Source organism: Paracoccus laeviglucosivorans (genome assembly GCF_900182695.1).
GTDB classification, from domain to species: domain Bacteria; phylum Pseudomonadota; class Alphaproteobacteria; order Rhodobacterales; family Rhodobacteraceae; genus Paracoccus; species Paracoccus laeviglucosivorans.
This window is the reverse complement of record NZ_FXTK01000004.1, coordinates 26,191-50,705: the sequence shown is the minus strand read 5'-3', so window position 1 is coordinate 50,705 and position 24,515 is coordinate 26,191. Positions and strand designations below refer to the sequence as shown.

The following is a 24,515-nucleotide window of genomic DNA, read 5'->3' as shown; positions in this document are numbered from 1 at the left end:
GGCTAGCAGCGCCGCTTGGGCGCTGCCAGCCATTCTGTGCATGTCTTGCGACGATCAGGCGATGCCAAGCGCCAGCGAGTCAACAAAGGCGTTGCGATAGGTCGCGGACAGCCCTGCCAGATCGGCGCTGTCGCCGCCAAGGCTGACCTGCGCCCCGCCGAAACGACCCACGGCTGACAGTGGCACGCCTGCGGCTTGCGCCGCGTCCGCCAGTTTCGCGGCATCGTCGGCCGAGCAGGCGACCAGATAACGCGCCTGATCTTCGCCGAACAGTTGCGCAATGTCGCTGCTGTCCAGCGTCAGCCCCAGCCCAGCGGCCTCGGCCATCTCGAACGCCGCCAGCGCCAGACCGCCATCCGACAGGTCGGAGGCCGCCGCGAACAGTTTGCGATTGGCGCGCAGGAACTCGCCATGCTTGCGTTCCGCCGCCAGATCGACATGCGGGGCATCGCCCGCCTCAATCCCGAAAGCCTCGGCGGCCAGCGCCGACTGGCCCAGATGACCGGCGGTCGCGCCGATGACCAGCGCCAGATCGCCTTCGCCCGGCAGCCCCGCGATCAGATCGTCAAGGCTTGCGATCAGGCCAACGCCGCCGATGGTCGGGGTGGGCATGATGCCCTTGCCATCGGTTTCGTTGTAAAGCGACACGTTGCCCGACACGATGGGGAAGTCCAGCGCGGCGCAGGCCTCGCCGATACCTTTGATCGCGCCGACAAGCTGGCCCATGATCTCGGGCTTTTCGGGGTTGCCGAAGTTCAGGTTGTCGGTCGTGGCCAAGGGCAGTGCGCCACAGGCGGACAGGTTGCGATAGGCTTCGGCCACGGCCTGCTTGCCGCCCTCAAAGGGGTTCGCCTTGACATAGCGGGGGGTCACGTCGCTGGTAAAGGCCAGTGCCTTGTCGGTGCCATGGACACGCACGACGCCAGCACCCAGACCGGGGCGGCGAACAGTGTCCGCGCCGACCTGCGTGTCGTATTGTTCCCAGACCCAGCCCTTATGCGCATAGCTGGGGCTGCCGATCAGCGATTTGAGCGCATCAATGGGCGTGATCGCGGGCAGGTCGGGCATTGCTGCCGCGGCCGGCGTTTCCACCCACGGACGGTCGTATTCCGGCGCGCTGGAGGACAGTTTGGACAGCGGCAGGTCGGCCTTGACCTGATCGCCATGCACGATCAGGAAGCGGTCTTCGGCAATGGTCTCACCGACGATGGCGAAGTCCAGATCCCATTTTTCAAAGATCGCGCGGGCTTCGGCCTCTTTCTCGGGCTTCAGCACCATCAACATGCGTTCCTGCGATTCCGACAGCATCATTTCATATGCGGTCATCGCGCTTTCACGCTGCGGCACGTTGTCCAGAACCAGCTTGATGCCCAGACCGCCCTTGTCGCCCATTTCCACGGCAGAGCAGGTCAGGCCCGCCGCACCCATGTCCTGAATCGAGATCACGCTATCGGTCTGCATCAGCTCAAGGCAGGCTTCCAGCAGGCATTTTTCGGTAAAGGGGTCGCCGACCTGAACGGTGGGGCGCTTTTCCTCAATCGTGTCGTCGAACTCGGCCGAGGCCATGGTCGCGCCGCCAACGCCGTCGCGCCCGGTCTTTGCGCCCAGATAAACGACGGGCATCCCGACACCCGACGCGGCCGAGTAGAAGATCTTGTCGCTATCGGCCAGACCCGCCGCAAAGGCGTTCACAAGACAGTTGCCGTTATAGCTGGCATGGAAACGCACTTCGCCGCCGACATTCGGAACGCCAAAGGCGTTGCCGTAAGCGCCGATGCCTTCGACGACGCCCTTGACCAGATGCGCCGTCTTGGGGTGGTCGGGCAGGCCAAAGGACAGCGCGTCCATCGCGGCAATGGGGCGCGCGCCCATGGTGAACACATCGCGCAGAATGCCGCCCACGCCGGTCGCCGCGCCCTGATGCGGTTCGATATAGGACGGGTGGTTGTGGCTTTCCATCTTGAAGACGACAGCCTGACCATCCCCAATATCCACGACGCCCGCATTCTCACCGGGGCCGCAGATCACTTGCGGGCCGGTGGTGGGCAGCGTGCGCAGCCATTTCTTGGACGACTTATAGGAGCAATGCTCATTCCACATCGCGCTGAAGATGCCCAGCTCGGTAAAGGTCGGCTCGCGCCCGATGATGTCCAGAATGCGCTGATATTCGTCGGGCTTCAGGCCATGCGCGGCAATCAGGTCGGTGGTGATCTGCGGTTCGGTCATGCTTGCGCCCTTTTCCCCGGTTTTCGGGGCCTTTTAAGGGTCGGCGGGGCGCAAGAAAAGGGGGCGCACGCAGCACTGCACGGATTGCTTGCGCCGCAACGCAGCATCTGGCCGGTCGCAGGGCAAAAAAAAGCCGGGCATGAAGCCCGGCCTAAGTCCAACAGGGAGGTTGAAGGTGATGCGAGTTTCCTCAACTCATCTCCTTCGCAGTCCGAAATATGTGCAGTTTGCGAACGGTTCAAGGATGAAAGCGAAAATGATTATCATGGCAGATATGCTGTGGCGGAATGGCTTGGATTTCCATGCTGCATCTGCGCGATGAATGGCCTGTGCAATTAGCCGCGAATGCTGATTGCACCGTCGCTTTCGGATTGGTTCTTGCGGATCGCCTGAATCTCCTCAAGCACGAAATCGCGGAAAGCGGCGACCCGGCGCGATGTGCGCAATTCTTCCGGGAATGCCAGAAAAACGGGCACTTCGCCGCTTTCGATGTCAGGCAGCACCCGCACAAGGTTTGGAAAATCCGCCGTCAGATAATCGGGCAGCACGCCAAGACCCACATGGCTCAGCACGCCCTGCAGAACCCCGAAATAGTTGTTCACCAGCAGGGTCGAGGTCATGTTTTGCGCCAGAAGCATCTGCGACAGCACCGCGCCCGAACTGACCTGCGGCGTCTGCGGTGCCTGACAGATCAGGCGATGGGGGCCCAATTCCTCGACAGTCATCGGTGTGCCGGCCTTGGCCAGATATTCGGGCGTGGCATAAAGGCGCATACGGATGTTCAGCAGCCTGCGGCGGATCAGATCCTGCTGGCTAGGCTCTTTCATGCGGATCGCCACGTCGGCTTCGCGCATGGGGAGGTCCAGCACCCGCTCCTCAAGCATAAGGTCGATTTTCAGGTCGGGATAGCGTTCGTAAAGCTTGGCCAGACGCGGCACCAGCCACATGGTCCCAAAGCCGGTGGTGGTCGTGACCTTCAATTCGCCGAAGACATGTTCCTCGCTGTCCTTTATACGGGCGGCGGTCGTGTCCAGCTTGCGCACCATCGAGGACGTGGCCTCAAACAGTAATTCGCCCTGCTCGGTCAGAATCAGGCCGCGGGCGTGGCGGTGGAAAAGCGTGGTTCCAAGCGAATCTTCAAGGGCGCGGATCTGACGACTGACGGCCGATTGGGACAGGTGCAGCACATCGCCCGCGTGGGTCAGCGACCCCGCATCCGCGACAGCGTGAAATATTCTTAGTTTGTCCCAGTCCATGTTAGAGCTTTCTTGCCTTATCAGCCATGCAATTTTTGCAACCCTTAGCACATAATCGCAAGCGGCGAAGACACAAGCCCGCGAAGAAAAATTCCTTCGTCAGTCAGCGTTTCTGACCTATAATGCCACCATACCAGTCGTCCAGCTTTGGGAGGAGCCAGATGAGTGTGCAGGATTTTTCCCTGTCGGACCGTTTCGACCTGACGAAACGCCATGTGCTGCTGAACGGGACACAGGCCTTGGTGCGCCTGATGCTGATGCAGGCTGCCCGCGACAAAGCGGCAGGGCTTGATACGGCGGGTTTGGTCACCGGCTATCGCGGATCGCCGCTTGGCGGCGTGGATCTGCAGATGATGAAGTCGAAGCGTGAGTTGACCGCCGCGCAGGTGCTGTTCCAGCCGGGCCTGAACGAAGACCTTGCCGCTACCGCCATCTGGGGCAGCCAACAGGCCGAGTTGCGCGGAGAAGGCAAGCATGACGGCGTTTTCGCGCTTTGGTATGGCAAGGGGCCGGGGGTGGACCGCACGGGCGACGTGATGCGCCACGCCAATATGGCGGGGTCGTCGCGATTTGGCGGGGTCGTCATGGCGATGGGGGACGACCATACGGGCGAATCCTCGACCGTGCTGCATCAGTCGGATTGGGCGATGGTGGACGCCTATATCCCGGTGCTGTCGCCCGCAGGTGTACAGGAGATTCTGGATTTCGGCCTTTACGGCTTTGCGCTGTCGCGTTTTGCGGGCGTGTGGACGGGCCTCAAGACCATGAAGGACACGATCGAGGCGACCAGCGTCGTCGATGGTGATCCGTTGCGCATGAAATTCGTCATCCCTGATTTCACCATGCCGCAGGGCGGGCTGAACATTCGGCTGGGCGATACCCCTGTCGTGCAGGAAGCGCGGATGATCGACCATAAACGCTTCGCAGCCGAGGCTTTTTCGCGGGCGAACCGGATCGACCATCCCGTCTGGGACAAGCCGACCGCCAAGATCGGCTTTGTCGCTGCGGGCAAGAACTGGCTGGATCTGGTCCATGCGCTGTCCCTGCTGGGCATCGACCGGGCCGAGGCGGATCGGCTGGGCATCTCGACCTATAAGGTGGGCCAGACCTGGCCGATGGATATGCGCAGCTTTCAGGAGTGGTCCGAAAAGCTGGAGGTGATCGTCGTCGTCGAAGAAAAGCGCAAGCTGATCGAAATTCAGGTCAAGGAAGCCATCTTCGACAATCGTCACGGTCGCCGCGTGCTGGGCTGGAAGCATGACCGCACCGGCGAAGAGCTTTTTCCAACACGCTACGCGCTGGACCCGGTGATGATCGCGCAGAAACTGGGCGGCATCCTGATCGAGGAAGGGCGCGGCACCGAGGCGCTGAAGGCCGGACTGGATCGTCTGACCGAGGTGCGGCGGAATGACAATGCACCCGAGATAGCCGTCAGAACCCCTTGGTTCTGTTCGGGTTGTCCGCACAATACCTCGACCCGGCTGCCCGAAGGCGCGCGTGCTTATGCCGGGATCGGGTGCCATTACATGGTGCAATGGATGGACCGCGACACCGTGGGCTTCACCCATATGGGCGGCGAAGGCGCGAACTGGATCGGCGAAGGGCCGTTCAGCAAAAGACCTCATGTTTTCCAAAATCTTGGGGACGGAACCTATAACCATTCTGGTTCTTTGGCCATCCGGGCGGCCATCGCTGCGGGGGCGAATATCACCTATAAGGTGCTGTTCAACGATGCCGTCGCCATGACGGGCGGCCAGCCGAACGAAGGTGGGCTGACCGCGCCGCAGATCGTGCGCGAATTGCAGGCGATGGGCGTGTCGCCCGTCATCGCGGTTTATGACGAGAAAGAGGAGATCGACCGGACGCAGTTTCCAGATGGTTTGCGGTTCGAAGAACGCGCCGCCATGCTGGCCGTGCAGAAGGAACTGGAGCAGGTCACGGGCGTCAGCGCCATCGTCTATATCCAGACCTGCGCCGCCGAAAAGCGCCGCCGCCGCAAACGCGGCAAGTTCGCCGATCCCGACCGTCGCATCTGGATCAATCCCGAGGTCTGCGAAGGTTGCGGCGATTGCGGGATTCAATCCAATTGCGTGTCGATCGTGCCGAAGGATACCGAACTGGGCCGCAAGCGCGCCATCGACCAATCCAGCTGCAACAAGGATTACAGCTGCGTCAAAGGGTTCTGCCCCAGCTTCGTCTCGGTCCGTGGGGCCAAGCTGAAGCGTGCGCAGGCGCAGGCGCTGGATCTGCCTGATATGCCCCAGCCCACGCTGCCCTCGATCCGCGGCACGCATAACCTTGTCATCACCGGCGTCGGCGGCACGGGTGTCGTCACCATCGGCGCGGTTCTGGCGCAGGCCGCGCATATCGACGGCAAAGGCGCGGGCATGATGGAGATGGCCGGGCTGGCCCAAAAGGGCGGCGCGGTCCATATCCACCTGCGTCTGGCCGACCGCCCCGAGGACATCAGCGCCATCCGTGTCGCAGTGGGCGAGGCGGATTGCATCATCGGCGGCGATCTGGTCGTGACCGCAGGGGCCAAGACCATCGGGCTGATGACCAAGGGCCGCACCGGGGCCGTAGTCAACGAACACGAAATCGTCACCGGAGAGTTCACCAAGAACCGTGATTTCCAGATCCCGGCGGATCGGCTTCGTGTGTCGCTGCAAGCGCGGCTGGGCGATCGGGTGGCGTTCTTTGACGCATCGACGCTGGCGCTGCGGCTGCTGGGCGACTCGCTCTATTCCAACATGCTAGTGCTGGGCGCGGCTTGGCAGCAGGGCCTGATCCCGCTGACCGAGGCTGCGATCCTGCGCGCGATCGAACTGAACGGGGCCAAGATCGCGGAAAACCAGCGCGCCTTCCAGATCGGTCGCTGGGCGGTCACCGATCCGGCCGCTGCGGCAAAGATTGTGGCAGGGCCGGATGTCACTGCGCTCCCCGTCGATCCGGTCGAATACCGCGCGGCGCGGCTGGTCGAATATCAGGATCAGGCGCTGGCCCAGCGTTTTCGCGAACTGGTCGCGCTTGCCCCGCGCGATCTGCGCGACAGCGTGGCGCGCGGATATTACAAGCTGCTGGCCTATAAGGATGAATATGAGGTCGCGCGGCTTCATCTGACCAGCGCCCAGAAAATCGCCGATGAGTTCGAGTCGGGCGCCAAGCTGAGCTTCCATCTGGCACCGCCGATCCTGCCGGGGCGCGATCCCGATGGCCGTCCGCTGAAACGGGAATTCGGGGCTTGGGTGCTGCCTGCATTCCGTTTTCTGGCCGGGATGAAGCGGCTTCGGGGCACGGTGCTGGACCCGTTTGGCTGGATGCCTGAACGTCGCGCCGAACGCGCCGCCATCGCGCAATACGAAAGCGATATGCGCGAGGTGCTGGCCGCCGTCACGCCGCAAACGCTTCCCATCGCTCGGGAACTGGCCGAGCTGCCGCTGGAGGTGCGGGGCTACGGTCTTGTCAAGGATGCCGCTGCCGATAAGGCTGCGGCGCGGCGCGAATATCTGCTGGATGCCTTTCGCAAGGGCGGCGCGCCTTTGCTGCAAGCGGCGGAGTGACAACCCCCGCAGCGCGCTATAAAAAGGCGCGTTGCGAGCAGAAAGGGCTAGTCATGGCAGTAGGCGTATTCGATTCGGGTCTTGGTGGGCTGACGGTGCTTGACGCCATTGCCGCCCATAGCCCCGAACTGCCGCTGGTCTATCTGGGCGATAACAAGCACACGCCCTATGGCGTGCGCGATGCAGACGACATCTTCAATCTGACCTGCGCAGGCGTGACACGGCTGTGGGAGGAAGGCTGCGATCTGGTGATCCTGGCCTGCAACACGGCATCCGCTGCGGCGTTGAAACGGATGCAGGAAACGTGGCTGCCCAAGGACAAGCGCGTTCTGGGCGTCTTCGTTCCCATGATCGAGGCGCTGACCGAACGCCGCTGGGGCGACAATTCCCCCCCCCGCGAGGTCGAGGTGAAGCATGTGGCGCTGTTCGCCACCCCCGCGACCGTCGCCAGCCGGGCGTTCCAGCGCGAACTGGCGTTCCGCGCCATCGGCGTCGATGTCGAAGCGCAGCCTTGCGGCGGCGTCGTCGATGCGATCGAGCAGGGCGACGAGATATTGGCCGAGGCGCTGGTCGCCAGCCATGTCGAGGCGCTGAAGCGGCGGATGCCGCATCCCGAGGCCGCGATCTTGGGCTGCACGCATTATCCTTTGGTCCAGGCTGCTTTCCAGAAAGCTTTGGGGCCTGATGTGAAAGTCTATTCGCAGGCGCAGCTTGTGGCCGAAAGCCTTGAGGACTATCTGAAACGCCGCCCCGAGTTTCTGGGCGAGGGAACGCAATCGCGTTATCTGACCACCGGCGACCCCGAGCGCGTATCGGGCAAGGCTACGCAATTCCTGCGCCACTCGATCAGGTTCGAAAGTGCCTGAATAGCTAAGGATTAAATTATGAAATCGTTGAAGAAAAAACGTCGCATCCAGATCATCGTCGCGGCTTCGGTCGCGCTGTTTCTGGCCGTGGCGCTGATCGGATACGGTTTCCGCGACGGCATCAACCTGTATCGCTCGCCCAGCCAGATGGCTGAGAATCCGCCGGCTTCGGGCGAGGTTTTTCGGCTGGGCGGCTTGGTCGAAGATGGCAGCCTGATCCGCGGCGTGGGTGAAACCGTCAGTTTCCGCGTCACCGACGGAGGCGCGACGATCCCGGTGCAATTCACCGGCGTCTTGCCCGACCTGTTCGGAGAGGGTCAGGGCATGATCGCCACCGGCCAGATGCAGGGACAGATCTTTGTCGCCCGCGAAGTCCTTGCCAAGCACGACGAAAACTACATGCCGCGCGAGGTGATCGACTCGCTCAAGGCGCAGGGCGTTTACGAAGACCCGAACTCCTGACGCAACGCCCGGTTGCTTAAGAATACGTTAACCGCCCGGAGCCAGCCTTGACCCGCATCAAGAACGGGGGCCGGCATGAAGACAGTGGAACAGATCGCGGCGGAAATCGTCGCGCGTGAAGGGGGTTACGTCAACGACCCCGACGATCCGGGGGGGGCCACGAATTACGGCGTGACACTGGCGACCTTGCAGCGGCTGGGCATCGACAGGACCGGGGACGGGCGAATTGACGTGGCGGACATCCGGGCGCTGACCCGCGCCGACGCGCAACGCATCTTCGTCGAACATTATTTCCGCAAACCGCGTCTGGCCGAACTTCCCATCCCGATTCAGGCGTCGGTTTTCGACATGTATGTCAATGCCGGAACCAATGCGGTGAAAATCCTGCAAAGGCTTTGCACGCGCATGGGCTTTGCGGCCAGCGATGACGGGCTGATCGGGCCGCGCACGATTCTGGCCGCGCAGCAGGCTGAGGCGGCGGCACAGGGATATTTCGCCGATGCCTACGGCATTGCGCGGCGCAACTATTACTACGCATTGGGCGATGCCCGCCCGGCCAGCCGCAAATATGCCCGCACCCGCGCGGGCGGCAAGGGCGGCTGGATCACGCGGGCCGAGGAGTTCATCTCGGCCCGCTATCACCTGTCTGCGGCGCAACATCGCGAAAGGACAGCGGCATGGGGATGATGGGCCGCTTTCTGGGCGCGGGTAGCGCCGTCACCACCGTCGCCAACGCGGCGACCGGCATGGCCGAGGTGTTCCGCGAAAACTCGACCCGGCGCATGGAGCTGGACGGGGAAGCCTATGCCCGCGCCATGATGCAGATGTCGGGCGAATTTGCAGCCCAGCCGCGGGGCTGGTTCGACGGGCTGATGAACGGGATGAACCGCCTGCCGCGCCCTTTGCTGACGTTGGGCACGATGGGATTGTTCGTCTATGCGATGGTCGAACCCATTGGCTTCGGTCTGCGGATGGAAAACCTGAACCTTGTGCCCGAACCGCTTTGGTGGCTGCTGGGTGCGATCATCAGCTTCTATTTCGGCGCGCGCGAGGCGCATTATTTCCGTGCGCGTCCGCGTTTTGCACCCGCTGCGGAAAAGCCAGCCGCGCCGGGGTTCGACGACAACCCCGCATTGCGCGACTGGGCCGCTGATCGGGCCGAGCGCGACGGAATGTGACCAGCTAAGCGGTTCGGAGGGCTGGCTTGCCCTTCGTTCCGCCGCTATTCTCTGGCTCCAGCTAGCCAGGAACAAGCCAATGATCGCGGAAATAGGCCATTTTGCACTGATACTCGCCTTTGCGGTGGCCATTTTCCAGATGATCGTGCCGATGATCGGCGCAACAAAAGGGTGGAGCGGCTGGATCGACAGCGCCCGTCCCGCTGCAATCGCGCAATTCGGCCTGATCGCGGTGTCGTTTGCGGCGCTGACTGTGGCCTTTGTGACCTCGGATTTCTCGCTGAAGCTGGTCTATGAGAATTCGCATACCGCCAAGCCGCTGATCTACAAGATTTCGGGCGTCTGGGGGAACCACGAAGGTTCGATGCTGCTATGGGTGCTGATCCTTGCGCTGTTCGGCGCGGCGGCGGCGGTGTTCGACGCGAATCTGCCACCCAGCCTGCGCGCGCGGGTGCTGTCGGTTCAGGGCGCGATCGGCGTGGCGTTTCTGGCCTTCATCCTGTTCACCTCAAACCCGTTCTGGCGGTTGGAGAATGCGCCCTTTAACGGGCGTGACCTGAACCCGCTGCTGCAAGACCCCGGTTTGGCGTTCCACCCGCCGTTCCTTTATCTTGGTTACGTGGGGCTAAGCATGGCGTTCAGCTTTGCCGTGGCAGCCCTGATCGAGGGGCGCGTGGATGCCGCATGGGCGCGTTGGGTCCGGCCCTGGACGCTGGCGGCATGGGTTTTTCTGACCATCGGTATCGCGCTGGGGTCGTGGTGGGCCTATTATGAACTGGGCTGGGGCGGCTTCTGGTTCTGGGATCCGGTGGAAAACGCCAGCTTCATGCCATGGCTGATCGCCGCCGCGCTGCTGCATTCCGCAATCGTCGTCGAAAAGCGCGAGGTGCTGAAAAGCTGGACCATCCTTCTGGCGATCATGGCCTTTGCCTTTTCGCTGATCGGCACGTTCATCGTGCGGTCGGGGATCATCACCTCGGTCCACAGCTTTGCCTCTGACCCGGAACGCGGCGTGTTTATTCTTGCGATCCTTGGGGTGTTCGTGGGTGGCGCGCTGGTGCTTTACACGATCCGCGCCACATCGATGCAGGCCAAGGGGGTGTTCGCGCCGGTATCGCGCGAAGGCGGGCTGGTGCTGAACAATATCCTGCTGGCCGTGTCATGCTTTGTCGTCTTTATCGGCACAGTCTGGCCGCTGATCGCCGAGATGCTGTGGGACCGCAAGCTGTCGGTCGGCCCGCCTTTCTTCGAAAAAGCCTTTACGCCCTTTATGATCGTGACCGCGATCGTGTTGCCTTTGGGCGCGATCATCCCCTGGAAACGTGGCCAGCTGCGCCGTGTCGCAGCACCGCTGCGCGGGGCGCTGCTTTTTGCGGCTGCGATCATGGCGCTGGTCTTTGCCATATCCACCGGCCATTCGGCGCTGGCGGTGATCGGCGCGGGACTGGGCGCGTGGCTGATCGCGGGATCGGTCGTCGATCTGTGGCTGCGCACTGGCAATTCGGGCTGGTCGCGCCTGCGCCGTCTGCCGCGTGCCGATTGGGGCAAGGCGGTGTCGCATGGCGGTCTGGGCGTGACCTTTATCGGGGTCAGCCTGCTGATGGCATGGCAGGTCGAAGATATTCGCGTTGCGCAAGTCGGGCAGGGATTCGACGTGGCGGGCTATCACATCACGCTGGAAGATGTGCAGGAACGCCCTGGCCCGAACTATGATGCGACCGTGGCGACGATGCGCGTAGACAAGGACGGTCGGCAGGTCGCGCTGCTGCATCCCGAAAAGCGCGTCTATACGGTGCAAGGCATGCCCACGACCGAAGCTGCGATCCAGAACGGCTTTTTCCGCGACATCTATCTGGTGATCGGCGATCCGCAGCAGGGCGGCGGCTGGGCCGTGCGCAGCTATATCAAGCCCTTTGCCAACTGGATCTGGCTGGGCTGCGCGCTGATGGCCCTGGGGGGCATGATCAGCCTTTCGGATCGGCGTTACCGCGTGGCTGCGGGCGCGCGTCAACCCGCGCCGCTTGCACAACCGGCCGAGTGACCCGATGCGCTATCTGCTATTATGCCTGATGCTGCTTGCCGGACCCGCGCTTGCCGTCCAACCCGATGAGGTGCTGTCCGATCCCGCGCTTGAGGCGCGGGCGCGCGACATCTCTAAGATCCTGCGCTGCCCAGTCTGTCAGGGCGAGACGATCGACGAATCCAACGCGCCGATCAGCCGCGATCTGCGGCTTTATCTGCGCGAACGTCTGGTCGCGGGCGACAGCGACGATCAGGCCGTCGATGCCGTGGTGGACCGCTTCGGGGAATACGTCCTGTTCGAGCCGAGGGCAAAGGGCATCAACTGGCTGCTGTATCTGGCCGGCCCGCTGATGGCGCTGCTGGGGGTCGTCATTGGCTGGCAATTCATCCGCTCGCGCGCGATTGCCGAACAGCCCGCCGCGCAGCAGGCCGAGACGCTGACCGATGACGAAAAGGCCCGGCTGGACCGCATCATGCGCGACTGACGCGAGGTCGCGCTTTTAGGACCGGGCGCGGGCGGGCAGGATGGCGCCAAATGGGGGGAGCCATGAGCCATCAGACCATCGCCGTTTCGCATCAGGACGGCATCACCCGTATCGCGCTGAACCGACCCGAGGTGATGAACGCGCTGAACAGCGTCATGCGCGCCGAGATTACCGCAGCATTTTCCGATCCGGGTGCGGGGTGCCGTTGCATCGTGCTGACCGGGACGGGGCGGGCGTTCTGCTCGGGTCAGGATCTGACGGATGCCCGCGCGGGTCTGGATGTCGAACGCATCCTGCGCGATGAGTATGAGCCGATGCTGGCCGCAATCACGGGCGCGCCGGTCCCGGTCATTGCGGCGGTGAACGGGGTCGCTGCCGGTGCCGGTGCCAATCTGGCGCTGGCAGCCGATGTGGTGATTGCCGCCGAAAGTGCGGTTTTTTTACAGGCTTTCAGCCGGATCGGCCTGATCCCCGATGCGGGCGGCACGCATATCATTCCGCGTTCCGTGGGGGCAGCGCGTGCGATGGGGATGATGCTGTTCGCCGAACCCGTCACGGCGCGACAGGCTGCGAATTGGGGCATGATCTGGGAAACCGCCCCCGATGCCGAATTCGAGGCGGTTGCGACTGCCCGCGCGCAGACATTGGCGCAGGGGCCGACGCGCGCCTATCTTGCCATCCGCGAGGCGTTGGCTGCGTCCGGCGGCAACGACATGCAAGCACAGCTTGCGCTGGAGGCGCGGCTTCAGGGTGAAATGGCCCGCACCTCGGATTTCACCGAAGGGGTGACGGCATTTCTGGAAAAGCGGCATGCGCGCTTTACCGGGTTCTAGGCGATCCTGATAAAACGCGGCTCGGCTGCGCGATTGTCGAAAAACGGGACCGAGTCGGGCGTGACGCCTTCGGCGATACGGGCGATTTCGGCAAGCACCACCTCGGTGATGAATGGCAGGTCCAGTTTCCGGGCCTGGGCTATCGGAACCCAGTGCAGGTGCGAAAGTTCATCGCAGGCGGCGCTGAAGTCGTTGCGGTCACCGTTGATCCGCGCGGCATCCAGCAGCAGGAAACGCGCATCGAAACGGCGTGTCCGGCCCGGCGGCGTGATGGCGCGAAACAGGTAGGTCAGGCCGATAGGATCGGGCGTCAGACCCGCCGCCGCGTAATGGCCCCAACCAGCAGGTGCGGGGCCGGGCTGGCCGGTCAGCAGGCCGGTTTCCTCGGCCAGTTCGCGCAGGGCTGCGGCCACCAGTGCCTCGGGTGTGGCGATGCCACCTTCGCGGGGTTCGGCTGACAAAAGCTGGTGCAGGCGTGGGGGCAGCGGGGCAAGTCCCGCATCCGCATCCTCGGGATCGACCGCGCCGCCGGGAAAGACGTATTTCGACGGCATGAAGGCTGCCGCCGCCCCACGCTGCCCCATCAGCACCGAAGGGCCGTCAGCAGCATCGCGGTCCAGCACGATGACGGTTGCCGCGTCGCGGATCGGCACGTCGTTCATGCGGACAAAGTCCGGGGCGCCGCGCCGAATCCGTGCATCCGCCGCGCCCATTGGAAGCCTACGAAGGCACCTTTGATCAGCGGCAAAAGCAGCAGCGACAGGATCACCGCGCCAAGGCTGAAACCGATCAGCATCGACATGGCCGAAGGACGCCACGCCATATAGACCGCCAGCAGCAGCGGCGCGCCCAGATGGGATACCAGCAGGATCGTCAGATAGGCAGGGCCGTCATCCGCACGCTGATGCGACATATCTTCGCCGCAGTGGTCGCACTGGTCGCGGACCGTCAGATAGCCGTGAAACAGCGCACCCTGTCCGCAGGATGGACAGCGGCGCATCGCACCGCGCAGCATCGCCGGCTTCAGCGGCCGGTCGGCGGGGTCGTCGGATCGGGGCATCGCACGCTCCTTGGGAGTGTCTTGCCCTGTATGTAGGCAGCGACCCGCGAAAAAGAAAGCGCGCCGAATGTCGCAGCCCGTCAGGCCGCGATCGCCGGGCTTGCCAACACGATGCAGTTGCGCCCCGAGGTCTTGGCACGCAACAGGGCCTTGTCGGCACGCGTCAGCAAATGGTCCGCGTCGGGCGCCGTGCCCGAAGGCTGGCTGGCGTCCATTGCCGCGATCCCCGCCGAAACGGTGACGCTCAATGTGTCAGCGGCGCATCCTTTGGGCAAAGGCACCGGGGTGGCCATCACGCTGTGGCGGATCTCCTCGGCGATCATATGGGCGCTTTGGGCGCTGTAGCCGGGCAGGACCGCCAAAAACTCCTCTCCTCCCATCCGGGCAAGCACGGCTTCGGGGGGCACGCAGGCGCGCAGGCGGGCGGCGATGGCGGTCAGCACCGCATCGCCCGCCGCATGTCCGTGATTATCGTTGACCAGCTTGAAGCGATCCAGATCCAGCACGATCAGCGCCAGATCATCGCCGTCCTGACATGCGGCATCGAACAGCTCGGCCAGTCGCGGCATGGCATAGCGGCGATTGTGCAGCCCGGTCAGCGGATCGGTCATGGCCAGCGCGACGTTGCGCTGGGTTTCCTGCCGGCGCCGGTCCGCCTCTCGTTTACGGGAAAGCTGCGCCTCAAGTCGGATTGCGGCTTCGGTGGCGCCCGTGACCGAGGTCAGCTCGGCCGTCAGCACGTCGCCCGCACCAAGGTCCAGTGCGACCGATGTCATCTCGGCCCGATCATCGCGCAGCACGATCACGAAGCCCGCATCCCGCGACAACGGACGAGAGCGGAGTTCCGACAAAAGCCGCAGCCCGTCACCCGACTGCCTGATGTCGGCGGCCAGCAGATACAGGTCCGGCACCCGACCGCGCGCGGCATCGGCAAGTGCCCTGTCGGGTTCGTTCACGGTGATCGCGAAATTCAGCCGTGTTTGCAGTGCGTGACGCCAGGAAAGCGCGGTGGCGGGCTGGTCTGCAATGAACACGGCGCGGGGACGGTCGTCATGCTGAAAGCCCGCCTGCGCCTCGGCCATGCCGCTGACCTGGGCATCTTCGCGCATCAGGCCGCGGATGCGGGCAAGCAGCGTCAGATCGTCACCGCGGGCATCGATCAGCGCCGATGCCCCAGCACGCAGCGCATCGATTCGCGCGCCCGCATCCAGAGCATGGATCAGGATCGGCAGTTCCGCGCCACGCGGTTGCGCCCGCAATGCCGCGCAAAGATCAGGGGCTGTCATGTCCGAAATGCTGGTCCCGATCAGCACGATCTGCGGGTGGACAAGCTGCGCCAGCCGCAAGGCATCCTGCCCCGAAGCGGCGGGCGTCACATCGTAACAGGCCGCCGTCAGCCTGACCTTCATGGTGATGCGGTTGGTTGGAACGCTGTCCACGACCAAAATGCGCCCTGCCATGTTCATTTGTCTGCTTTACACCCACTGACCACATCCGCATCTTGCGCGCAAAATGGTTAAAAAACCGTTGCCGGATGATGAGGACGCAATGACCCCGAACGAAGCCCGAGATATTGCCGATGCAGGTTTCAGCCATATCGCCGGGAATTCCGACCTGATCGAGGCGTTGCTGGCGCAATCGGGCAGCGACGTCGCAGGGCTGCGCGCGATGACGCAGCGCCCGGAATTCGCGCAATTCGTGCTGGACTTTCTGCTGGAGCAGGATCAGCGCGTGCTGGATTTCGCCGCAGACGCGGGCATCCGTCCCGAACGGGTCCAGATGGCCCGCGCGATCCTTGGCGGAGGCGACCCCTGGTAAGGGGCCGCCAATCATTCAGGCCACTTCAGCGAAAACCTTGTCCAGCGCCGTTTCCAGCTTTTCGAACATCTCGTCCATCTGGCTTTCGGTCAGGATGAAGGGCGGGGCCAGCACCACCGACTGACCCAAGGGACGGCAGATCAGGCCCAGATCGGTGCAGGTATTGGCGATGCGTTCGCTGACCGACAGCTTGCCGTCGAAAGGCGTCTTGGTGGCTTTGTCCTTGACCGCCTCCAGCGCCCACATGAAGCCCACGCCGCGATATTCGCCGATATTGGGCTTCTGGGCCAGGCGTTGCAGCCCGGCCTCAAACCGGGGGGCAAGGTCGCGGACATTCTGGGCAAGCCCCTCGTTCATCACCACGTCGATGGCTTTCAGCGCGATGGCGCAGCCGACGGGGTGGCCCGAGGCGGTGAAGCCATGCGGGAATTCCTCGATCGCTTCGACGGCGGCGCTGACACGGGCCGAAAGTTCCGGCCCAAGGATCACCGCGCCCATCGGGAAAAAGCCCGCCGTCAGGTTCTTGGACGAAATGATGGCGTCGGGCGTGAAGTCATAGGTTTCCGCGCCCCAGGTGTTGCCGGTGCGGCCAAAGCCGGTGATGACCTCATCCGAGATCATCGGGATGTCGTATTTCTTCAGGATCGGCAGCATCGCCTGAAAGTAACCCTTGGCGGGCGGGATGACGCCGCCTGCGCCCTGCACGGGTTCGGCAAAGAAACCGGCGATGGTGTCGGCACCTTCGCGCTGAATGGTTTCTTCAAGCTCGCGGGCAAGGCGGGCGACGAATTGTTCTTCGGTCTCGCCTTCCTCGCCAAAGCGCCAGTAATGCGGGCAGGTCAGGTGGATGAAGCCTTCCATCGGCAGGCCGAAGACCGAGTTGTAGGGCTTGCCGGTCATCGAGGCCGACACCGCCGTGACGCCGTGATAGGCATTCCAGCGCGTCAGGATCTTGCGTTTCTGCGGCTTGCCTTCTGCGGCGTGCAGGAACCACAGCATCTTGACCATGGTGTCGTTCGCCTCGGAACCCGAATTCGTATAGAACACCTTGCCGCTGGTGAACGGCGACACCTCGACCAGCTTTTCCGACAGCATCACGGTCTGGTCGGACATGCGCCCGAAAAAGGCGTGATAGCCGGGAAAGCGTTCGTATTGCGTCTTGGCGGCCTCGATCATGCCCTTGTGGTCGAAACCGGCGACCATGTTCCACAGACCGGAATTGGCATCCAGATAGCGGCGGCCATTGGTATCGACGACATAGGGGCCTTCGCCATGGGTGACGACGACGGTGCCGCGTTCATGCACCGAAGGCATGTCGGTAAAGCCGTAAAGGGAAAATTCCTCGGCGCGCGCTTCCCAGCTTTGCGGTTTGTTCATGGGCTTACCCTTTGCTTATGGAATATTTATCTGAAAGCTAGCCGGGCGGGCAGGGGCGTTCAATGGGGCAGAATGCCGGAAAAAGCGGGCGATGCGGGCGGAATGCCAGGGCGACGCGACGTTTGTCCGGCTTGTCTGCCAGCCGCGATGGGCGCAGCCTTGGGCTATGCGCCGAATTGCCCTGATCCTTGCGCTATTACCCGGCCCGGTCCTGGCCGAGGGCTTGGCGGTATTGCCGATCAAGCTGCTGGACACCTCGCATGAGGTGCGGGACCAAAGCGGCGATCACGCCCGGCGGCTGGGCCTGATGGCCGAGGCGCTGGCCCGCGACATGGGCGGCGCGCCGGTCTTGCCCGAGGCGGTTGCACAAGCCTGCCCGCGCGAGACGCAGGACTGTCTGATCGGGCTGCTGCGCCAGCAGGGCGCGGATCGCGGGCTGTTCGTGGTGGTGCAGAAATCCAGCACGCTGATCCTGCAGGTCTTTGCCAGCGTCGTCGATGTTCGGGCGGAAAAGCTGCTGACCCATCGCGAACTGAACTTTCGCGGCGACAATGACGAGGCGTGGCGCCGCGCTGGTCGCTTCATGGCCCGTCAACTGCGCTGAGGCGGCAGCAGGCCGATTTCGCGCAAAGCCGCATCTATCCCGCTGGGGGCGCCGCGCGTTTCCGCCACCAGCGTATCAAATCGGCGTCGCAGCATGGCCTTTTCCTCGCCCCGGCAGTCGTTCCAGGGGCGACCCTGCAGGGCCATCTCCAGCACGTAATACCAGATGAAATGCGGCTTGCCGCCCGCGACCAGCAAAGCACGATATGCCTCATGCGCGCCCATGCCGCGCAGCGTTTCGGCATCGGGCACGCCTGCGGCGATCAGCGCCTTGGCGGTGGCGGGGCCGATGGTGGGGATGGTGGTCAGGTCCGTCATCTCGCCCAGACTTTTCAACTCAGCACAATTCCTGTATCAGCGCCGGAACCTCAAGGACAGCACGGTATGACCGACCAAGCCACATCGCAGGCAGCAAAGAAGCTTTTCATCAAGACCTATGGCTGCCAGATGAACGTCTATGACAGTCAGCGCATGGCCGAGGCCATGGGCGCCGAAGGCTATGTCCTGACCGAAGACCAGTCCGAAGCCGATATGGTGCTGCTGAACACCTGCCACATCCGCGAAAAGGCGGCCGAAAAGCTGTATTCCGACCTTGGCCGCCTGAAGCCGCTGAAAGCCGAACGGCCCGATCTGAAGATCGGCGTCGCGGGTTGCGTCGCACAGGCCGAGGGCGAAGAGATCCAGCGCCGGATGCCCATCGTCGATCTGGTCGTGGGGCCACAGGCCTATCACCGCCTGCCTGCCATGGCGCGTGCGGGCCGGGGCGTGGACACGGAATTTCCCGCCGAAGACAAGTTCGAGCATCTGCCGAAATCGCCCGCCACCCGTCGCGCGCCTGCCGCGTTCCTGACGGTGCAGGAAGGTTGCGACAAGTTCTGCGCCTTTTGCGTCGTGCCCTATACCCGCGGGGCCGAGGTCAGCCGTCCGGTGTCGCGCATTCTGGCCGAGGCCCGCGATCTGGTGGCGCGCGGCGTGCGCGAAATCACGTTGCTGGGCCAGAACGTCAACGGTTGGCACGGCGAGGGGCAGGGCGGCGAATGGGGCTTTGGCCGCCTGATCCGCGCGATTGCCGAAATCGACGGGCTGGACCGCATCCGATATACGACCAGCCATCCCAATGACATGGCCGATGACCTGATCGAGGCGCATCGGGCCGAACCCAAGCTGATGCCATATCTGCATCTGCCGGTGCAATCGGGCAGTGACCGCATTCTCAAGGCGATGAACCGCAAGCATACCGCCGAGCATTACCTGCGCCTGATCGACCGCATCCGCGATGCGCGTCCCGACATCGTGATGACCAGCGATTTTATCGTGGGCTTTCCGGGCGAGACCGACCAGGACCACCGCGATACGCTGGATCTGGTGGAAAAAGTGGGCTTCGGCATGGCCTATAGCTTCAAGTATTCGCCGCGCCCCGGCACGCCCGCCTATGACCGCCCCGAGGTGGACAGCGCCCTGGCCGATGCGCGCCTGCAGGAACTTCAGGCGCTGCTGACCCGCCAGCAGAAAGCCACACAGGAAGGCATGGTCGGGCGCGAAATGGGCGTGCTGTTCGAAAAACCGGGCCGTCTGCCGGGCCAGATGGTGGGCAAGTCCGATTATCTGCATGCGGTCTTTGTCGATGCGCCCGATGCCAAGGTCGGTGATCTGGTCCGCGTCCGCATCAAGGCCAGTTCGTCCAACTCGTTGGCGGGTGAGCTGATCGCCTAATTTCGTTGACTTTGGGGCGCGAATCCCCCATATGACTGCGACCGGCCGGGCCTACGCTCGTTGCCGGTCGTTATTTTTAATCTCACCCAGATCAAGGGTGCGCTGTCCGAAGGCGGGTTTTAACCCGGAACACCTGCGCAAGCAGGGGCCACAGGATGCGGCAGAAAAGGAAGATGCGAATGTTCGCAGTTCTCAAGACGGGCGGCAAGCAATACCGGGTTCAATCCGGTGACGTGCTGCGCGTTGAAAAGCTGGATGCAGAAGCCGGCGACAAGGTGCAGTTCAACGAAGTGCTGATGATCGGCTCGACCATCGGTGCGCCGCTGGTTTCGGGCGCGGCTGTTCAGGCCGAAGTCATCGACACCATCAAGGCTGACAAGGTCATCACCTATGTGAAACGCCGCCGGAAGCATTCGTCGCAGCGCACCCGTGGTCACCGTCAGCAACTGACCCTGCTGCGCGTCACCGACCTGCTGGAAAGCGGCGCCGACAAGTCCGACGTCAAGGCTGCCGTTGGTTCGCGCATCGCGCGCCGCGAAGCCCACACCGAAACCGCCAACTGAGGAGACTGACCCATGGCACATAAAAAAGCAGGCGGTTCGTCCCGCAACGGTCGCGATTCGGCTGGTCGTCGTCTTGGCGTGAAACTGTATGGCGGCCAATCGGCTGTCGCAGGCAACATCCTTGTCCGTCAGCGCGGCACCACCTGGTGGGCCGGTGCAAATGTCGGCATGGGCCGCGACCACACGCTGTTCGCGCTGACCGATGGCGTCGTGACCTTCAAGAAGGGCCTCAAGGGCCGTACCTTCATTTCCGTGCTGCCCGCAAATCTTGAGGCTGCCGAGTAAGCCGATTTTACACTCCGGTGTTAAAAAAGGGGATCGGCGCGAGCCGGTCCCCTTCGACATTTCGGAGATCGTCCACATATGTTTCCGAGTAGGTGGGAGGAGACAAAAATGAATAACCTGATCGCACCGGGTATGAATGCACAGGCAGTGATCGCGACCGAACGTTTCGTGCTGCGCCCCCTGCGCGTATCGGATGCCGGGCTGATTGCCCATTACACCGAAGACCGCCGCGTCGCCGAAGGCACGCGGTCCATCCCCCATCCGTTGCCGCCGGGCGCGACCGACAGCTATGTCAAACGCGCCATGGCCGCTGAGCGGGACGAAGACGTCTGGGCGATCGACGGGTCTGCGAACAAGCTGGCCGAGCTGCTGGGCGTCGTGTCCCTGACCCGGCTGGAAAGCGATCAGTCCGAACTGGGCTTCTGGGTCGGTGCGGGCTTCTGGAACACGGGCTTCGCGACCGAGGCAGTGCAGGCGCTGGTCGCAGCGAACCCGCATGGCTCGCGCACCCTGTTCGCCGAGGCGTTTCAGGACAATCCCGGCTCGGCCCGTGTGCTGACCAATTGCGGCTTTGAATATCTGGGCGATGCTGAAAGCTGGTCGGTCGCGCGCAATTCCCGCGTGTCCACCTGGACCTATCTGCGCAAGATGGCCTGAGGGTCGCGACAATCCCGAATGACAAAGGGCGCCCCGTTCGGCGCCCTTTTTGTTTGCGGTTGTGTCGTTTTCAGGGGCGTAGCGTCACGGCATTGCCGCCGGTGATGACCACTTGGGTCAGACCTGCCAGCGCCTCATGCGACAGGGTCATGGCGACGGTCACGGTATCGCTGGCCGGATTGACTGCAAGACGCGCCGTCGCGCTGCTGGGATCGGGCGGGTTGCCGACCAGCCGCAGCCGCAGCACTCCGTTTTCATCGGGGCGAATACGTCCGCTGGGCATGGCAACCTCGGTCACCAGCGCGACATCCCACCAGCCTTTGGTCGCGGGCAGGCCGGTCACGACCAGCATGCGGCCTTCGTAAAGCGGTTCCCACCGCGCGCCGGTGACTTGCGCCAGGGGCGAGCGCAGGTCTTGCGCGACGGCCTGGTAGCCGCCTTCCGGCTCCAGCGTCGGCGGCGGTTCATTGCCGCCGAACCAGCGCATCGGGTTCAGGCCGCTATCGCTGCCAAAGCGTCCGCATCCGGCCAGCACCAGCGCCGCAACGCAGATATAGCCCAATGTTCTGAAGCGCATGTCCGCCGTCCTGTCCCTGTCCTTGTCCCGCCCGTTGATAAGGCAAAGCGCCGGGGCGCGAAAGCCTCTTTGACCTTATGCGCGGCGCGCGCTATGGCAGGACGCCCGCTGCGAAAGGATGCCCCGATGGCCACGCCCGCCTTTGAAGAGATCGCCGAAACCTTCGATTTCCTTGAGGACTGGGAGGAGCGTTATCGCCATGTCATCGAACTGGGCAAGGCGATGCCGCCGCTTGATCCCGCGCTGCAGGTGCCCGCGACCAAGGTGGACGGTTGCGCCAGTCAGGTCTGGATCATGCCGCGGATCGAGGGTGGGGTTTTCGACTTTGACGGGGAAAGCGATGCCCTGATCGTGCGCGGTCTGATCGCCATTTTGCACGCGCTTTATTCCGGTGTGCCGGTCGGGCAGGTCAGCGCGATCGACGCCCCCGCCGAGCTGCGCCGGCTGGGGCTGGAGGAGCATCTGTCGGCCCAACGCTCGAACGGGTTGCGCGCGATGGTGGAACGTATCCGCCTGTTAGCTGCCGCGGCGGTGTGAAATCCAGCCGCCGCCCAGAACCCGCGTCCCTTCGGTCGCGTAGAACACGCAGGCCTGACCCGGACTGACGCCCTCCTCGGCATCCAGAAGCTCGATTTCGGCGCGGTTAGGGCCGGTCGGGCGCAGGATCGCCGGGCGCGGCGGACGGGTCGAGCGGATGCGCGCGGTGATCGCGATCTCGCCTTCGAAGGGCTCATCGCCCAGCCAGTTCACCTCGGTCACCGGCACGATGCGGGTCGCCAGCGCCTGTTTCGGGCCAACGACCACGCGGCGCGTGTCCGGCTCCAGCCGCACGACGAACAGCGGATCGCCAAGGCCGCCGATGCCCAGACCGCGCCGCTGGCCGATGGTGTAATGGATGACGCCGCGATGCTGGCCCAGCACGTTGCCGTCCATATCCACGATCTCGCCGGGATCGGCCGCACCGGGACGCAGCTTTTCGATCACGCTGGCATAGTTGCCGTTCGGCACGAAGCAGATGTCCTGACTGTCGGGCTTGTCCGCCACGGCAAGGCCGAATTTCTGCGCCAGCTCACGGGTTTCGGCCTTGCTTTGCAGCCCGCCCAGCGGAAAGCGCAGGAAATCCAACTGCTCATCCGTGGTCGAGAACAGGAAATAGCTTTGATCGCGGTTCGCGTCGGCAGCCATGTGCAGTTCAGGCCCCGCCGCACCTTCGAAACGGCGGATGTAATGACCTGTCGCCATGCAGTCGGCATCCAGTTCGCGTGCGGTTTGCAGCAGATCGCGGAACTTCACGCGCTCATTGCAGCGGATGCAGGGGACGGGGGTCGCGCCCGCCAGATAGGCGTCGGCGAATTCCTCGATCACGGATTCACGGAACTTGTTTTCGTAATCAAGGACATAGTGCGGAAAACCGATCCGTTCCGCCACGCGGCGCGCGTCATGGATGTCCTGACCCGCGCAGCAAGCGCCTTTTTTGGCCAAAGCCGCGCCGTGATCGTAAAGCTGCAAGGTCACGCCGATGACGTCATAACCTTCGGCGGCCAGCATCGCGGCCACAACCGAACTGTCCACACCGCCCGACATGGCCACGACCACGCGTGTCTGCGCCGGAGGTTTCGCAAAACCCAGCGAATTCAATGGCATGTCGCGCGCTTCATCGCGCAGGATAGAGGTCGGGGCTGTCATGGATCGTCCTTGGTGCTGCCTGCGGGCCATGGGCCCCGCCGGAGTTCATTACATTTATAAGAAAAAATGCGGAATTCTCAAGGGCAGGACCCGGTGAAAGCGGTCACGTTTCACGGTGAATTAAGAAGTTTTGGGCAGAACAGGGCCAAGAAAGACAGGATTTCGCCCATGTTTCTGAAAAAGACCACAGGCCCGCGTACGGCCATGCTGCCCGATGGAACGATCCTTACGCTGGCCGATCTGCCGCCCGCAGGGGTGCGTTGGGTTGCGCGGCGCAAGGCGATGGTGGTGGCAGCGGTCCAGCATGGCCTTCTGGCCCGCGAGGACGCAATTGCCCGTTATGACCTCAGCGAAGAGGAATTTGAGGCATGGACAAGTGCCTTTGCGCGTCACGGCAGCAATGCTTTGAAAATCACGAAGCTTCAGAAATTTAGACAACTTTGAATTGTTTTGTCTATCCATCACAAGCCAGTAACGTGATATTAACTATTCCGTGTGACCAATGCGCGTGACCGTCAATCAGGGGCTATCAACATGCGAATCCTTCTTGTCGAGGATGATCCGACAACCGCGCGCAGCATCGAACTGATGCTGAACCATGCGAATTACAACACCTACCGAACGGATATGGGCGAAGAAGGCATCGATCTTGCCAAGCTATATGATTACGATCTGATCCTGCTGGATCTGGACCTTCCCGACATGCACGGGATGGAAGTGCTGCGCCAGATCCGTATGTCGCGCGTCGATACCCCTATTCTTATCCTGACGGGTTCGGATGACACTGAAAGCAAGCTGAAGGGCTTTGGCTTCGGGGCGGATGACTACATGACCAAGCCCTTTAACCGCGACGAACTGGTTGCCCGCATTCAGGCGATCATTCGACGGTCCAAAGGTCACAGCCAATCGGTCATCCGCACCGGCGACATGATCGTGAACCTTGACGCCCGTTCGGTCGAGGTGGCGGGGCGCGCGGTCAATCTTACCGGCAAGGAATACCAGATTCTGGAGCTGCTCAGCCTGCGCAAGGGAACCACGCTGACCAAAGAGATGTTCCTGAACCATCTTTATGGCGGCATGGATGAACCCGAACTGAAGATCATCGACGTTTTCGTCTGTAAGCTGCGCAAGAAACTGGCGGCAGTTCTGAATGGTGAAAGTCACATCGAAACGGTCTGGGGGCGCGGCTATGTTTTGCGCGATCCGGTCGTCGATGGGCAAAGCGCGGAACGCATGGCACTGCGCGCCTGACGCGCTGACCGCTGGACAAGGGCGCGCGTCCGCCGCT

26 protein-coding genes and 1 pseudogene are annotated in these 24,515 nt (G+C 63.1%); 17 read left to right on the top strand and 10 right to left on the bottom strand.

The window, feature by feature from the left end; all coding sequences use genetic code 11:
* Window positions 1–54: 54 nt before the first annotated feature.
* Window positions 55–2,226 (bottom strand): phosphoribosylformylglycinamidine synthase subunit PurL, encoded by a 2,172-nt coding sequence (gene purL, locus FN835_RS05810; protein ID WP_142662268.1) that lies wholly within the window; start codon window positions 2,224–2,226, stop codon window positions 55–57.
* Between the two features lie 335 nt (window positions 2,227–2,561).
* Window positions 2,562–3,482, bottom strand: a complete 921-nt coding sequence (locus tag FN835_RS05805; protein ID WP_142662267.1) for a LysR family transcriptional regulator — start codon at window positions 3,480–3,482, stop codon at window positions 2,562–2,564.
* A gap of 161 nt (window positions 3,483–3,643) precedes the next feature.
* Between FN835_RS05805 and FN835_RS05800 the strand changes: the two genes are divergently transcribed.
* Complete coding sequence (locus FN835_RS05800; RefSeq protein WP_142662266.1) at window positions 3,644–7,042, top strand: indolepyruvate ferredoxin oxidoreductase family protein; 3,399 nt, start codon at window positions 3,644–3,646, stop codon at window positions 7,040–7,042.
* Here the strand turns inward: FN835_RS05800 and FN835_RS21870 are convergent.
* Window positions 7,015–7,083 (bottom strand): annotated as a pseudogene (locus FN835_RS21870) (hypothetical protein); the annotation flags it as partial. The gene FN835_RS05800 and the pseudogene FN835_RS21870 overlap by 28 nt on opposite strands.
* A gap of 12 nt (window positions 7,084–7,095) precedes the next feature.
* Here FN835_RS21870 and FN835_RS05795 point away from each other — a divergent pair.
* The 7 genes from FN835_RS05795 (at window position 7,096) to FN835_RS05765 (ending at window position 12,888) form a co-directional block, all read left to right on the top strand.
* Window positions 7,096–7,908: a glutamate racemase gene (locus tag FN835_RS05795; RefSeq protein ID WP_142662265.1), complete on the top strand. Its 813-nt coding sequence runs from the start codon at window positions 7,096–7,098 to the stop codon at window positions 7,906–7,908.
* A gap of 18 nt (window positions 7,909–7,926) precedes the next feature.
* Complete coding sequence (ccmE, locus tag FN835_RS05790) at window positions 7,927–8,370, top strand: cytochrome c maturation protein CcmE (protein WP_142662264.1); 444 nt, start codon at window positions 7,927–7,929, stop codon at window positions 8,368–8,370.
* A 75-nt stretch (window positions 8,371–8,445) separates the two neighbouring features.
* Window positions 8,446–9,057, top strand: coding sequence for a holin-associated N-acetylmuramidase (locus FN835_RS05785; protein WP_142662263.1), 612 nt, complete (start codon window positions 8,446–8,448; stop codon window positions 9,055–9,057).
* Complete coding sequence (locus tag FN835_RS05780; protein WP_185958599.1) at window positions 9,048–9,548, top strand: holin family protein; 501 nt, start codon at window positions 9,048–9,050, stop codon at window positions 9,546–9,548. The genes FN835_RS05785 and FN835_RS05780 overlap by 10 nt, the downstream gene beginning before the upstream one ends.
* 79 nt (window positions 9,549–9,627) lie before the next feature.
* Window positions 9,628–11,589: a heme lyase CcmF/NrfE family subunit gene (locus FN835_RS05775; RefSeq protein ID WP_142662262.1), complete on the top strand. Its 1,962-nt coding sequence runs from the start codon at window positions 9,628–9,630 to the stop codon at window positions 11,587–11,589.
* Between the two features lie 4 nt (window positions 11,590–11,593).
* Entirely contained in the window at window positions 11,594–12,055 is a 462-nt protein-coding gene (locus tag FN835_RS05770) for a cytochrome c-type biogenesis protein (protein WP_142662261.1), read from the top strand.
* A 62-nt stretch (window positions 12,056–12,117) separates the two neighbouring features.
* A complete protein-coding gene (locus tag FN835_RS05765; RefSeq protein WP_142662260.1) occupies window positions 12,118–12,888 on the top strand; it encodes an enoyl-CoA hydratase-related protein in 771 nt (256 codons plus the stop codon).
* Here the strand turns inward: FN835_RS05765 and FN835_RS05760 are convergent.
* The 3 genes from FN835_RS05760 to FN835_RS05750 form a co-directional block, all read right to left on the bottom strand.
* On the bottom strand, window positions 12,885–13,550 hold the full coding sequence (locus FN835_RS05760; RefSeq protein WP_246098659.1) for an NUDIX hydrolase: 666 nt from the start codon (window positions 13,548–13,550) through the stop codon (window positions 12,885–12,887). The genes FN835_RS05765 and FN835_RS05760 overlap by 4 nt on opposite strands.
* Window positions 13,547–13,948, bottom strand: coding sequence for a DUF983 domain-containing protein (locus tag FN835_RS05755; RefSeq protein ID WP_142662258.1), 402 nt, complete (start codon window positions 13,946–13,948; stop codon window positions 13,547–13,549). Before FN835_RS05755 ends, FN835_RS05760 begins: the two co-directional genes overlap by 4 nt.
* A gap of 80 nt (window positions 13,949–14,028) precedes the next feature.
* Entirely contained in the window at window positions 14,029–15,408 is a 1,380-nt protein-coding gene (locus tag FN835_RS05750) for a diguanylate cyclase (protein ID WP_142662257.1), read from the bottom strand.
* 88 nt (window positions 15,409–15,496) lie between these two features.
* On the opposite strand from FN835_RS05750, the gene FN835_RS05745 reads away from it, so the two are divergent.
* Entirely contained in the window at window positions 15,497–15,766 is a 270-nt protein-coding gene (locus FN835_RS05745) for a DUF3572 domain-containing protein (RefSeq protein WP_142662256.1), read from the top strand.
* A 15-nt stretch (window positions 15,767–15,781) separates the two neighbouring features.
* Here the strand turns inward: FN835_RS05745 and FN835_RS05740 are convergent, their stop codons facing one another.
* On the bottom strand, window positions 15,782–17,143 hold the full coding sequence (locus tag FN835_RS05740; protein WP_142662255.1) for an aminotransferase: 1,362 nt from the start codon (window positions 17,141–17,143) through the stop codon (window positions 15,782–15,784).
* A 166-nt stretch (window positions 17,144–17,309) separates the two neighbouring features.
* On the opposite strand from FN835_RS05740, the gene FN835_RS05735 reads away from it, so the two are divergent.
* The gene (locus tag FN835_RS05735; protein WP_142662254.1) at window positions 17,310–17,747 is read left to right on the top strand and encodes a DUF2380 domain-containing protein; all 438 of its coding nucleotides are present in this window, start codon (window positions 17,310–17,312) and stop codon (window positions 17,745–17,747) included.
* On the opposite strand, the gene FN835_RS05730 is transcribed toward FN835_RS05735, so the two are convergent.
* A complete protein-coding gene (locus tag FN835_RS05730) occupies window positions 17,735–18,064 on the bottom strand; it encodes a TfoX/Sxy family protein (protein WP_142662547.1) in 330 nt (109 codons plus the stop codon). The two genes, FN835_RS05735 and FN835_RS05730, sit on opposite strands and share 13 nt — an antisense overlap.
* A 66-nt stretch (window positions 18,065–18,130) precedes the next feature.
* Here FN835_RS05730 and miaB point away from each other — a divergent pair, with 66 nt between their 5' ends.
* From miaB to FN835_RS05710, 4 genes are all read left to right on the top strand, one after another.
* The gene (gene miaB, locus FN835_RS05725; RefSeq protein ID WP_142662253.1) at window positions 18,131–19,459 is read left to right on the top strand and encodes a tRNA (N6-isopentenyl adenosine(37)-C2)-methylthiotransferase MiaB; all 1,329 of its coding nucleotides are present in this window, start codon (window positions 18,131–18,133) and stop codon (window positions 19,457–19,459) included.
* Between the two features lie 179 nt (window positions 19,460–19,638).
* On the top strand, window positions 19,639–20,022 hold the full coding sequence (gene rplU / locus FN835_RS05720; protein WP_142662252.1) for a 50S ribosomal protein L21: 384 nt from the start codon (window positions 19,639–19,641) through the stop codon (window positions 20,020–20,022).
* Between the two features lie 12 nt (window positions 20,023–20,034).
* Entirely contained in the window at window positions 20,035–20,307 is a 273-nt protein-coding gene (rpmA, locus tag FN835_RS05715) for a 50S ribosomal protein L27 (protein WP_142662251.1), read from the top strand.
* 108 nt (window positions 20,308–20,415) lie between these two features.
* A complete protein-coding gene (locus tag FN835_RS05710; protein WP_185958598.1) occupies window positions 20,416–20,964 on the top strand; it encodes a GNAT family N-acetyltransferase in 549 nt (182 codons plus the stop codon).
* Window positions 20,965–21,034: 70 nt separating this feature from the next.
* Here FN835_RS05710 and FN835_RS05705 read toward each other — a convergent pair whose 3' ends face one another.
* Window positions 21,035–21,541 carry a hypothetical protein gene (locus FN835_RS05705; protein WP_142662250.1) on the bottom strand — a complete coding sequence of 169 codons (507 nt, stop codon included), beginning with the start codon at window positions 21,539–21,541 and terminating at the stop codon, window positions 21,035–21,037.
* Between the two features lie 126 nt (window positions 21,542–21,667).
* On the opposite strand from FN835_RS05705, the gene FN835_RS05700 reads away from it, so the two are divergent.
* Window positions 21,668–22,078 carry a SufE family protein gene (locus FN835_RS05700; protein ID WP_142662249.1) on the top strand — a complete coding sequence of 137 codons (411 nt, stop codon included), beginning with the start codon at window positions 21,668–21,670 and terminating at the stop codon, window positions 22,076–22,078.
* On the opposite strand, the gene mnmA is transcribed toward FN835_RS05700, so the two are convergent.
* Window positions 22,058–23,227, bottom strand: coding sequence for a tRNA 2-thiouridine(34) synthase MnmA (mnmA, locus tag FN835_RS05695; RefSeq protein WP_425467454.1), 1,170 nt, complete (start codon window positions 23,225–23,227; stop codon window positions 22,058–22,060). The two genes, FN835_RS05700 and mnmA, sit on opposite strands and share 21 nt — an antisense overlap.
* Before the next feature lie 168 nt (window positions 23,228–23,395).
* On the opposite strand from mnmA, the gene sciP reads away from it, so the two are divergent.
* Window positions 23,396–23,671, top strand: a complete 276-nt coding sequence (sciP, locus tag FN835_RS05690) for a CtrA inhibitor SciP (RefSeq protein ID WP_142662544.1) — start codon at window positions 23,396–23,398, stop codon at window positions 23,669–23,671.
* Between the two features lie 90 nt (window positions 23,672–23,761).
* On the top strand, window positions 23,762–24,478 hold the full coding sequence (gene ctrA / locus FN835_RS05685; RefSeq protein ID WP_142662248.1) for a response regulator transcription factor CtrA: 717 nt from the start codon (window positions 23,762–23,764) through the stop codon (window positions 24,476–24,478).
* Window positions 24,479–24,515 lie beyond the last annotated feature (37 nt).

Bases quoted from the DNA above. Each gene is read 5' to 3' on its own strand.
- ctrA (WP_142662248.1), top strand. From the start codon at position 23,762: ATGCGAATCCTTCTTGTCGAGGATGATCCGACAACCGCGCGCAGCATC.
- FN835_RS05730 (WP_142662547.1), bottom strand. From the start codon at position 18,064: ATGACGGACCTGACCACCATCCCCACCATCGGCCCCGCCACCGCCAAG.
- rpmA (WP_142662251.1), top strand. From the start codon at position 20,035: ATGGCACATAAAAAAGCAGGCGGTTCGTCCCGCAACGGTCGCGATTCG.
- FN835_RS05735 (WP_142662254.1), top strand. From the start codon at position 17,310: ATGCGCCGAATTGCCCTGATCCTTGCGCTATTACCCGGCCCGGTCCTG.
- FN835_RS05805 (WP_142662267.1), bottom strand. From the start codon at position 3,482: ATGGACTGGGACAAACTAAGAATATTTCACGCTGTCGCGGATGCGGGG.
- purL (WP_142662268.1), bottom strand. From the start codon at position 2,226: ATGACCGAACCGCAGATCACCACCGACCTGATTGCCGCGCATGGCCTG.
- FN835_RS05710 (WP_185958598.1), top strand. From the start codon at position 20,416: ATGAATAACCTGATCGCACCGGGTATGAATGCACAGGCAGTGATCGCG.
- FN835_RS05740 (WP_142662255.1), bottom strand. From the start codon at position 17,143: ATGAACAAACCGCAAAGCTGGGAAGCGCGCGCCGAGGAATTTTCCCTT.
- FN835_RS05785 (WP_142662263.1), top strand. From the start codon at position 8,446: ATGAAGACAGTGGAACAGATCGCGGCGGAAATCGTCGCGCGTGAAGGG.
- FN835_RS05765 (WP_142662260.1), top strand. From the start codon at position 12,118: ATGAGCCATCAGACCATCGCCGTTTCGCATCAGGACGGCATCACCCGT.
- FN835_RS05755 (WP_142662258.1), bottom strand. From the start codon at position 13,948: ATGCCCCGATCCGACGACCCCGCCGACCGGCCGCTGAAGCCGGCGATG.
- FN835_RS05800 (WP_142662266.1), top strand. From the start codon at position 3,644: ATGAGTGTGCAGGATTTTTCCCTGTCGGACCGTTTCGACCTGACGAAA.
- miaB (WP_142662253.1), top strand. From the start codon at position 18,131: ATGACCGACCAAGCCACATCGCAGGCAGCAAAGAAGCTTTTCATCAAG.
- FN835_RS05770 (WP_142662261.1), top strand. From the start codon at position 11,594: ATGCGCTATCTGCTATTATGCCTGATGCTGCTTGCCGGACCCGCGCTT.
- FN835_RS05700 (WP_142662249.1), top strand. From the start codon at position 21,668: ATGGCCACGCCCGCCTTTGAAGAGATCGCCGAAACCTTCGATTTCCTT.
- sciP (WP_142662544.1), top strand. From the start codon at position 23,396: ATGTTTCTGAAAAAGACCACAGGCCCGCGTACGGCCATGCTGCCCGAT.
- FN835_RS05775 (WP_142662262.1), top strand. From the start codon at position 9,628: ATGATCGCGGAAATAGGCCATTTTGCACTGATACTCGCCTTTGCGGTG.
- mnmA (WP_425467454.1), bottom strand. From the start codon at position 23,227: ATGACAGCCCCGACCTCTATCCTGCGCGATGAAGCGCGCGACATGCCA.
- ccmE (WP_142662264.1), top strand. From the start codon at position 7,927: ATGAAATCGTTGAAGAAAAAACGTCGCATCCAGATCATCGTCGCGGCT.
- FN835_RS05780 (WP_185958599.1), top strand. From the start codon at position 9,048: ATGGGGATGATGGGCCGCTTTCTGGGCGCGGGTAGCGCCGTCACCACC.
- FN835_RS05795 (WP_142662265.1), top strand. From the start codon at position 7,096: ATGGCAGTAGGCGTATTCGATTCGGGTCTTGGTGGGCTGACGGTGCTT.
- FN835_RS05760 (WP_246098659.1), bottom strand. From the start codon at position 13,550: ATGAACGACGTGCCGATCCGCGACGCGGCAACCGTCATCGTGCTGGAC.
- FN835_RS05705 (WP_142662250.1), bottom strand. From the start codon at position 21,541: ATGCGCTTCAGAACATTGGGCTATATCTGCGTTGCGGCGCTGGTGCTG.
- FN835_RS05745 (WP_142662256.1), top strand. From the start codon at position 15,497: ATGACCCCGAACGAAGCCCGAGATATTGCCGATGCAGGTTTCAGCCAT.
- rplU (WP_142662252.1), top strand. From the start codon at position 19,639: ATGTTCGCAGTTCTCAAGACGGGCGGCAAGCAATACCGGGTTCAATCC.
- FN835_RS05750 (WP_142662257.1), bottom strand. From the start codon at position 15,408: ATGGCAGGGCGCATTTTGGTCGTGGACAGCGTTCCAACCAACCGCATC.